The sequence below is a fragment of the Armatimonas sp. genome, from assembly GCF_031410135.1.
Taxonomy (GTDB): Bacteria; Armatimonadota; Armatimonadia; order Armatimonadales; family Armatimonadaceae; genus Armatimonas.
On sequence record NZ_JANNYP010000042.1, the window covers coordinates 1 to 8,959 of the forward strand.

Below are 8,959 nucleotides of genomic sequence, written 5' to 3' on the forward strand. Positions count from 1 at the left end.
CGTGGTGCTCTCGCCCTTGCCCTCGTTCTCGGCTTACCAAAGACCTTGCCACTCCGCGCAGAGCTTATCGTCACCACACTCGGGGTTGTCGTCTTCTCTGTGATTGTCCAGGGCTTGACCTTCACACCCCTGCTCAAGCGCCTCGGGCTTTTAGAACACTAGCTGCTGTCGCGCAGGGCTTCGTAGAGGCGAGCGGCGAGCGTTGTTCCTAGACACGGCCCCAGCAGATAGATCCACCACGACGAAAGCGCGGCTCCCCCAGAAACCAGAGCCGGGCCAAGGGAGCGTGCCGGGTTCATTGAGCCGCCCGTGACGGGGCCGCCAATCCAGACGAGAAACACCACACACAGCCCGATTGCGACTCCGGCAAGCGGCGTGGCTCCGCGCGGGTCTGTGGCGACGGCCAGGATGAGCATCATGAGCAAGAACGAGAGGGTCAGCTCAAGGAGCACACAAGAGAGCATGGATATTGAAGCCGCAGGAACATGGGTACCGTGGGCTCCTGCCCCAAAGATCAGCGCCGTGAGCCCTGCCGCAAGGGTTGCCCCCAGCACCTGCGCCAGAACATAGCCAGGGACTTGTTTCCACGAAAAGCGTCCCGAGACTGCAAAACCCAGCGTGACGGCAGGGTTGAAGTGCGCGGAGCTGATGTGCCCAAAGGTATAGATCATGGCCAGCACCGCCAGCCCTGATGCCCACGCCGCTGCTGCCAGCGAGCCATCACCGCCGGGAAGCTTGCCCGAGGCCGAGAGTGCCACCGGCGCAAAGACAATCCCAAAGGTGCCCACAAGCTCCGCCAGAAACTTCTGCTTCATACAAGCTCTGTCAGGAGCTTCTCGACACGCTCCCTGATCTGGTCACGAATCTCACGCACTTTCTCAAGTGGCTGGCCCTTGGGATCGTCTAGGCCCCAGTCCTCGGTAAAGAATATCCGCGCAGGGCAGGCAGCGGCATCCACACCGCAGCCCATGGTGATCTTTTTATCGGCGCTATCGGCCAGCTCTTGGGTAAGCTGCTTAGGTGACTGGCTCGCCATTGAGATGCCTAGCTCACTCATCACCTCAACTGCGACGGGGTTGATCTGAGTGCCCGCGACGGTTCCCGCTGACTCGCCGATCACCGCTAAGCCGCGCTCTCTGGCGTAGTGATTGACAAACGCTTCCGCCATCTGGGAGCGGCCCGCGTTATGGACACAGACAAACAACACACGCCTCATGAGCAGCCGCAACCTCCACTGGTTTTTGCCATCGAAAGGCTTAGGCCACGCGCCTTTGGCGTGCAACAGCCCACGGGCTGGGTCTCACTCGGAGGGGCCTCGAACGCACCATCTTGCATGTCATCCAGGATCACGTAGACCTCCCAGGAGTTGCCATCGGGGTCTTGAGCCCAGACTTTGTCTTGGCGTGCGTGGCAGCAGACGGTGTCGCCCTCGTCAAGAGTAATAAGGTTCGCCGCCGCGAGGCGCTCACGGGTCGCATTGACCGCCTCCGTGGAATCGAGCACAACTCCGAGATGGTTTAGCGCACCGCCCGTGGTGACAGCGCTCTCATTGAGCGCCAGCTTGAGAGCAGGGGACTCTAGATCGAAGTTGGCGTAGCCGGGGCGCAGCTTGTGGGCTTTCTCACCAAAGAACGCCTCGTAGAAGGCAACTGACTGGGTAACATCGCTCACATTGAGCGAGACATGGGTCTTAGCAGCAGGCATTTGTTTTTTCTCCTAGAAATGCGGCAAGCTCTGCCACGGTCGTGGGATTCAGAGCACAGACAACAAACTTCCCGCGCTTCTCCATCGTGATGAGCCCCGCGAGCCGTAGCTCTTTCAGGTGGGCGGACACCGTGGAGGTGATCTTCTCCGCACCCGTGATCTGGCAGCACACCTCCCCAACGGTCGGGCCGTCGGCGGGGCGAATCCGACCATCGTCCTCGAACGCGGCAGTGGGGCAGCAGTCACGGAGGCACTGAAAGATCGCGAGGCGAGTGGGATCCCCTAGGGCCTTGAAGGCGGTGGTAAGCTGTTCCTTAGTCATTAGTTTTGTATTTCGCGAATTGACGAAATAATCGTATCACCGAAGTTCAAGTGGTGCAAGAGCAAGTTTTAGCGTGCGATCTCGGGCTCTGAGGCAGGAGGGGGCTTCAGCATGACGTAGGAGAGAACTGCCGCGGTGAACATAATGCCAACCGCGGTGAAGAGGCCCGGGCCAAACGCGCCGCCGCTTCGGGTTTTTAGCTCTCCCATGAGGTTGGGGCCGATCATTCCGCCGAGGTTCCCGACGGAGTTGATAAAGGCCAGGCCACCCGCCGCCGCCCGTGCTCCTAGTAGGTTGGTGGTCACGGCCCAGTATGAGCCCGCCGCGATGCGCTCCCCGAGATCCTTGACTGAGAGGGCCACCAAAAGGGTCGCAGCACTGGGCATGAGAGCACAGAGCAAGATCCCAAGGCTGGCAATCCCATAGCCCACCGTGACATGCAGGCGACGCTTGCCTGTTCGGTCAGAGTGGGTCGCGGCCAGCATCATGGCAATTGCGCCCACAATCCCAGGGATGGCTCCCCAAGTGACAACGGCGGTGTCGGACCAGAGCCCCTCACTACGGGCCTTGATGAGCTGGGGGGTGAAGAAGCCAATGGCGTTATTAGCCGTCGAGGTGAGAATAAAGATCAGGCAGAGGTTCCGGACACGCGGCTCATGAAGCGCTTTGCGCCAGTCGAAGTGGTGGACACGCTGCTGGGTCTTGGCATCGTGCTCCAAGCGGTTGGCGAGCCACTCTTTTTCCGGTTCTGTGAGCCAGGGAGCCTTTTGGGGAGAGTCCGACAGAAAGCGCAGAACGGCGACACTAAGGAGCACGGAAGGTATCCCCTCAATGAGAAAGAGCCACTGCCAACCTGCTAGCCCATGCCAGCCATGGAGCTTGAGCAGCTGGCCGCCCAGTGGCCCACCGAAGATATTGATAAAGGCGGTCAGCGCCAGAAAACGCGACATCACGGTCGCTCGGTAGGAGGCTGGAATCCAGTAGGTCAGATACAGCAAGACCCCCGGATAAAACCCTGCTTCCGCAACTCCCAACAGGAAACGCATTGAGTAAAACTGCAACGGGGTCTTGACAAACATCATCGCGGCAGAGATAACACCCCAGGTGATCATGATGCGTGCGATCCAGAGACGCGCCCCGACACGCTCCATGATGAGGTTCGAAGGCACCTCAAACATAAAGTAGCCGATAAAGAAAATACCCGCACCCATCCCATAGACCTTGTCACTAAAAGAGAGGTCTTTTTGCATGGTTAGTGCCGCGATACTCACATTGCCTCGGTCTAGCAGACAAAACACATACAAAAGGGCGAGAAAGGGAATCAGGCGCGTCATGATTTTCTTTATGACAGCCCGCTCTAGGGCGTAAGAACCCGTCATCTCCGCGTCAGACATAGACATGCTTTTACTGTACCCTAATTGAGGCAGACTCCAGGTACAATTCTTTCATGAACTACCGATCTTTTGGCCGCACGGGAGTGCAGGTCTCCGATTTGTGCCTGGGCTGTATGAACTTTGGCGACGACTGCTCGGAAGCTGATTCGATTGCGCTGATGCACCGCGCGATAGACGAGGGCATTAACTTCTTCGATACGGCAGATGTCTACACTCGTGGTGTTAGTGAGACCATTGTGGGCAAGGCTCTAGCCGGAGAAAAACGCGACAAGGTTTTTCTTGCCACCAAGGTCTTTAACCGGATGGGGGAGGGGCCAAACGACTTTGGCTCGCACCGCTATCATATTATCAAGGGCTGTGAGGACTCTCTCAAGCGCCTCGGCACTGATCACATTGACCTCTACCAGATCCACCGTCCGCAGTCCAGCATCCCGATTGATGAGACCCTGCGTGCCCTTGACGACCTGGTTCGCTCGGGGAAAGTACGCTATATCGGGACGAGCACGTTTGCGGCCTACCAGGTTGTCGAGAGCCTCTGGGCCTCCAATACCCTGCACCTGAACCGCTTTGTCTGTGAGCAGCCACCGTATAACTTACTAGATCGCCGCATCGAGCGCGAGCTCTTGCCGATGTGTCGCGCCTATGGAATCGCGACCATTCCTTGGGCACCGCTGGCAGGGGGACTGCTCTCGGGCAAGTACCGCGCTGGTGCACCTCGCCCCGACGGTGCCCGCTATGCCAGCAAGTCTGCCCCCTTTGCTCGCGATAACGACTCCGCGCTCCAGACCGTCGAAAAATACGTTGCGTGGTGCGACAGCCGAGGCTACGATCCGTCGCAAGTCGCGCTGGCATGGGTGTTGCATCAGCCCGGCGTCACCAGCCCGATCATCGGCCCCAAAAATGCCGCACAGTATGAAGCCTACATGGCCGCACGAAACCTCACGCTCACCGCCGAAGACCACGCCGACTTAGATGCGCTCTTCCCCCCCGGAACGCATGTCTCCGAATACTACCGCGCCGACTTTGGCCCCACCGCAAGATGGATGTAAACTAAAGCCATGAGTGCCACAACACTACTACAATCCGCTGTTTTGCCCACAGAGTATCAGCCGCGTACCCGCCTTTGGACACGTGAAGAGTACTACCGTGCTTATGACATTGGTCTTTTTGGCCCCACGGAAAAGCTGGAGTTGATTCGAGGAGAAGTTAAAGAAAAGATGCCCCATGGCCCTCGTCATGCCAGCGCCATCTCTCTGGTTCAAGATGCGCTCATGTTCCCCGCACGTCTAGCGAGCGCCTATGTTCGCTGCCAGCTCCCTCTCTTTGTGGGGGAAGCCTCAGACCCCGAACCTGACTTTGCTGTCATTCACGGAACTGTCCGAGACTATCAGAGTGCCCATCCGTGGGCGGCTGACACGTTGCTTGTGGGTGAAGTCTCGGACTCCATGCTGGCCTATGATCGGAGTGAGAAAGCACGCCTCTATGCCGAGGCGCAGATTCCCGAGTACTGGATTCTCAACGTTGTGGGAAGCTATCTTGAAGTGCGCCGCGACCCGGAAGACGGCGAGTACCGAAGCCTTCAAACCCTCCGCATCACGGCTAGTGTCACGCCCCTCTTTGCACCAGACACTGCAATTGCCATAGCAGATCTTTTGCCACAAGAGGCTTGAGCCGCTATATAGAGAGTATGATTGCTGCGACCGATGTTCAGTACTTTGCCGATGGGCATGCGATAGCCGCGTGTGTGCTCTTTGAAAGCTGGGACGATGCTGCGCCGACGCGGGAGTGGACGGTACGGATAGAAGACGTGGCGGAGTACGTTCCGGGTCAGTTCTACAAGCGCGAGCTGCCCTGTTTGCTGGCACTGCTCACGCTGGTCTTGCCCGAGCTAACGACGATTATTGTCGATGGCTATGTCTGGCTAGGTGATGAGAGCCATCCAGGGTTGGGTGGTCATCTTTTTGCGGCGCTTGACCGGAAAATCCCCGTGGTCGGGGTGGCCAAGACACGCTTTGTAGGAGCCGCGCCGGTGTTGGAAGTGCTTCGTGGCGAGAGTGCAAGCCCGCTTTTCGTGAGTGCGGTGGGCTACGAAATCGCGGACGCCGCTAAAAACGTGCAGGCGATGCACGGAGCACATCGCCTGCCAACTCTACTCAAGCGCGTGGACGCGCTCTGCCGCGCTAGAACCTGAGGGTGCGAACGACTTCCAGCGGCTGGCGCTTGCCTAGGGCAATATCAAAGCCGCCAAGCCCCAAGCCATAGGTATAGCCCGTGGCGCTGTTGTAGCCCGCTCGGAGCGCAATGGGCCCTAGCTTCTGCTCCACACCGGCCCGTAGCTCGGCTTTTCCAATGGCTCCTGTCATGTCCACCAGATCCGCAACGGCCGTCATGCCACCTTTCTGAAAGCCAACCCCTGCTGTTGCCGTGGTTGCGAGAAGATTGTACGTGCGTGTGCCACCGCCGCCGTTTGCATTGGCCCCAAACTGTCCGGTGAAGGTGAAGTTTGGTTTGATCGCGTTGGCAATTACCAGGCCGCCTGAGAAACCTAGGAGCTTTTTAGACTCAAGCATGATCCCCAGATCCGCTCCCACTCCTTGTTTGGTCAGCGTGTCCTTGCCACCCATCTCGGGGGCTTTCAGCGCGTCTGTCCCACCATCTAGCGCCGCTTTATCGGCAAAGTAGTGGGCGTAGACGGCGTTCATGTACTTGATGCGCGCTCCCACTGCGACCGTGAAGTTCTCTCCACCCGTCCCCGACTTCAGCTGGGACGCAAACCCGACCTGGGGGAGCGAGTAGATCGCGGTTGCCAGGACATCTGCCTGGGAGTTGGAGGGGACACTGCCCGTACCGCCGCTCTTGCCCCAGGTTTGTAGCGCGGCATTGGGCAAGATATAGCCCTGCGCCACTCCGCTTGCCAGCACTTCTACCGGCCCGACACGCAGCCCGACGCTTCCATTGAGACCAAAGCGGGAGTCCTCGGAAGCGAAGCGCTTTGCGAGATTTGTTGCATCGCCACCCGAGCCACTATTGATGAGGTAGTCTGCGGCCTTCGTCACGGAGATCGCACCATCCGCCCGTGCTCCGATATTGGGAAAATGGAAGCGCATTAGCCCCTTGGCAAACGCGAGTGAGGCGGGGTTGTTGCGGGAGCCCATACCACTGATACTATTGCCCGCAAGTGAGGCAATTCCTGCTCCGCCCATCGCAAAGGCGCGTGCATCGCCGCCAAAGGTAATGTCTTGTGCTGTCGCGGGGAGTGCCATGAGTGCGGCAAGCCCCAGTGCCAGAGAAAAATTTCGTGCCGAGAAAACCATTTACTAATCCTCCAGAGCTTAGGTTCATCATAAAGGGAAAACCTTCCTCCCGCAGGAAATTGCCTCGCGTATGGCGAAAGGTCTTCCGTGCGTTCTTTGGCTTTTTGGATGGGACTCTTGTTCTGGGCTTCTTTGGCTCTGCTCTCGCGAGGGGCAATGGCCCAGGATGCCTTTCATGGAACGGTGATCGAGGTGGAGCACGGGGATCAGCTCTCGGTGAAGCTGGATAGCTGGACACTCAAAGTACGCCTGCACGGAACCGTTTGCCCAGCCAGTGGCGAGCTTGCCGCCGTGGCTCGAGAGTGGGCAAAGGCGCGCGTGCTGGGCAAACAGGTCAATGTGGGTGTTCGAGGGACGGCGGCCAAGGGCGTGGTCTACGGCGATGTTACCTACCTGCCCGGGGAGCATAATATCTCGATTGAGCTGGTGGAGCAGGGGCTGGCAACATGGGCAAGGCAGTATGCTCCCGCTCGTCGGGACCTTGAGGCGGCGGAGAAGCGGGCACGGGATGCGCGAGCCGGGGTCTGGGGCAACCTAGAGCTAGAGAAAATTCGCTTGCGACAAGCTATTGGGAACCCGAAAAGCATGTCGTTGCCCCCCCCGACATCCTCTCCGACTGCTTCACCAACTGTTTCGCCGACGCCGAAAACGCTGCCGACTCCCAAGGTATCCTCAAGCCCTGCGCCGCTACCGATGCCAGCAACAGAGAAAGACCTTCCCAATATCTCCCAAGGGCGGCCCGCGGTTTTGTGGCCACTTGCGGTAGGGATTCTGGTGGCGGCAGCCTGCCTAACTGGAGCGGAGTGGGTGAGCCGTGATGCGCGTCGCCTTCGCCAGCGTCCCGCACTACTCGCAGACGCGACCAACACGTTAACTCCTCTGAAAGTGCGTGGGCTTGTTCGTGCCCAAGCAGAGCTTGCTGTCAGTATTGCCGGTCGCATTCCGGGGCTCTATCTACACGAAGTAACCCAGATCTTCCGAGATGGAGCCTGGCGCACAACCTACAACGAGACCGATACCATTCCCTTTGTGCTTGACGATGGCACCGAGCAGTATATGGTGCCTCTAGATCGGGTGCGGTTCAAGCCGATTCGCATCGCGCGGTTCTACAACGACATTCCCGTCGAGAAGTGGCACGCACGCTCTTACGGCGGTGATATCCGCACCGAGGTCTTTTTTATTCCTGCCGATATCACCCTGACCCTCTACGGAGTCTTCTCCCCCAGCCAGACTACGCCGCTTCTCGTTATTGAAGGAGATGAGCGCCGCTTGACCCATGTTCCCGTTCAGCTCGCCATAGCACTGATCGTCTTGGCCGTGACGGCGCTTCTTGTGGGGGGCTACTTCACGATCCTCAGCGCAGGTTTACCTTCCTAGCCTCAGGTCTACCTTGAGAGTCGCGTAGCCATCAATCTGGAAGTGCTCGACGGTCAGCTTGTGTTTCCCGCCGAGAGTGACAGGGATCGTGTAAAGGGTCGGCCCCTGGTACTTCCAGGCATCACCCAGAATTTGCTTGTCATCAAGCGAGACACGGCAGCCATCATCGGTGGTGACATCAAGAAGATACGCGCCGGGAGGAACCGTAAAGCTGCCCTCAGCATACGTGTAGAAGTGATCGCCTGGAATCCCTTTGCCAAAGGAGCTCCCTGCGTAGTCAAGCCTGTCGCGTTTCTCAGTTTTGAGAGGCTTCACGAGAGCCCGAACCTGATCCCGATGGCGCTCACTGGGGACGCTGTGGATATCCGTGGGGTTTTCTGCCTTGCTCCAGGGGTAGAAGGTAACGTCCCAGGCAATGGGAGCAAAGAAGCGAGAGAAGCCAAAGCGAGTTGGCTTACCTTTGGGGGTAAGCCTGCCCCAACTATCGCGCGTCGCCTCCCCGGTATACTCCAGCTCCACTTTTGTCGTCCCCACACGCCCCGCTTCGACACTTAGTTTCACCTCGCCCGGCACGTTTCCCGAGGTCTGGGAGAGCGTCGCCCCCTCCGCAGCTACTAGCCGCCACTTTCCCTTCGGCCCCAGAATGTCGTAAGTACCCTCGCCACGGGGCCAGAGAATCGGGCGCTCAAAGTCGTACGGCCCCCACTCATCCACCAAGATATAGCGCCGCCCACGAAGGGCACTCTTGGGCAGAAAGGGCAGAGGAACGCCCGAGATCGGCATCGGTGGCGTAAACCCCGGAACAGTGCCCGTCGGGTTCAAAGGGAGCTGAAAGCGCCGGAGATAGG

Annotated in this window: 12 protein-coding genes; 5 read left to right on the forward strand and 7 right to left on the reverse strand. The window is 58.8% G+C overall.

What is annotated here, in order from left to right:
- On the forward strand, positions 1 to 162 hold a 162-nt coding region (locus RMO15_RS33130; protein ID WP_369016059.1), incomplete at its 5' end, for a cation:proton antiporter.
- On the opposite strand, the gene RMO15_RS01500 is transcribed toward RMO15_RS33130, so the two are convergent.
- From RMO15_RS01500 to RMO15_RS01520, 5 genes are all read right to left on the reverse strand, one after another.
- Positions 159 to 815, reverse strand: a complete 657-nt coding sequence (locus RMO15_RS01500) for an aquaporin (protein ID WP_309707168.1) — start codon at positions 813 to 815, stop codon at positions 159 to 161. The genes RMO15_RS33130 and RMO15_RS01500 overlap by 4 nt on opposite strands.
- Positions 812 to 1,216, reverse strand: coding sequence for an arsenate reductase ArsC (locus RMO15_RS01505; RefSeq protein WP_309707170.1), 405 nt, complete (start codon positions 1,214 to 1,216; stop codon positions 812 to 814). Before RMO15_RS01505 ends, RMO15_RS01500 begins: the two co-directional genes overlap by 4 nt.
- Positions 1,213 to 1,704 carry an ArsI/CadI family heavy metal resistance metalloenzyme gene (locus RMO15_RS01510; protein ID WP_309707172.1) on the reverse strand — a complete coding sequence of 164 codons (492 nt, stop codon included), beginning with the start codon at positions 1,702 to 1,704 and terminating at the stop codon, positions 1,213 to 1,215. Before RMO15_RS01510 ends, RMO15_RS01505 begins: the two co-directional genes overlap by 4 nt.
- Positions 1,691 to 2,026 carry a metalloregulator ArsR/SmtB family transcription factor gene (locus tag RMO15_RS01515; RefSeq protein ID WP_309707173.1) on the reverse strand — a complete coding sequence of 112 codons (336 nt, stop codon included), beginning with the start codon at positions 2,024 to 2,026 and terminating at the stop codon, positions 1,691 to 1,693. Before RMO15_RS01515 ends, RMO15_RS01510 begins: the two co-directional genes overlap by 14 nt.
- Positions 2,027 to 2,094: 68 nt before the next feature.
- Positions 2,095 to 3,426 carry an MFS transporter gene (locus RMO15_RS01520; RefSeq protein WP_309707175.1) on the reverse strand — a complete coding sequence of 444 codons (1,332 nt, stop codon included), beginning with the start codon at positions 3,424 to 3,426 and terminating at the stop codon, positions 2,095 to 2,097.
- Between the two features lie 47 nt (positions 3,427 to 3,473).
- Between RMO15_RS01520 and RMO15_RS01525 the strand changes: the two genes are divergently transcribed.
- Genes RMO15_RS01525 through RMO15_RS01535 form a run of 3 tightly spaced genes read left to right on the forward strand, consistent with a single transcriptional unit; the run spans position 3,474 to position 5,611 of the window.
- Complete coding sequence (locus tag RMO15_RS01525) at positions 3,474 to 4,469, forward strand: aldo/keto reductase (RefSeq protein ID WP_309707176.1); 996 nt, start codon at positions 3,474 to 3,476, stop codon at positions 4,467 to 4,469.
- Between the two features lie 9 nt (positions 4,470 to 4,478).
- Positions 4,479 to 5,090, forward strand: coding sequence for a Uma2 family endonuclease (locus RMO15_RS01530; RefSeq protein ID WP_309707177.1), 612 nt, complete (start codon positions 4,479 to 4,481; stop codon positions 5,088 to 5,090).
- Positions 5,091 to 5,107: 17 nt separating this feature from the next.
- A complete protein-coding gene (locus RMO15_RS01535; protein ID WP_309707179.1) occupies positions 5,108 to 5,611 on the forward strand; it encodes an endonuclease V in 504 nt (167 codons plus the stop codon).
- On the opposite strand, the gene RMO15_RS01540 is transcribed toward RMO15_RS01535, so the two are convergent.
- Positions 5,601 to 6,734 carry a hypothetical protein gene (locus RMO15_RS01540; RefSeq protein ID WP_309707180.1) on the reverse strand — a complete coding sequence of 378 codons (1,134 nt, stop codon included), beginning with the start codon at positions 6,732 to 6,734 and terminating at the stop codon, positions 5,601 to 5,603. The genes RMO15_RS01535 and RMO15_RS01540 overlap by 11 nt on opposite strands.
- An 87-nt stretch (positions 6,735 to 6,821) precedes the next feature.
- Between RMO15_RS01540 and RMO15_RS01545 the strand changes: the two genes are divergently transcribed.
- Complete coding sequence (locus tag RMO15_RS01545; RefSeq protein WP_309707182.1) at positions 6,822 to 8,111, forward strand: thermonuclease family protein; 1,290 nt, start codon at positions 6,822 to 6,824, stop codon at positions 8,109 to 8,111.
- Here RMO15_RS01545 and RMO15_RS01550 read toward each other — a convergent pair.
- Positions 8,100 to 8,959 (reverse strand): PA14 domain-containing protein (locus RMO15_RS01550; protein WP_309707183.1); only part of this gene is annotated, 860 nt, incomplete at its 5' end. The two genes, RMO15_RS01545 and RMO15_RS01550, sit on opposite strands and share 12 nt — an antisense overlap.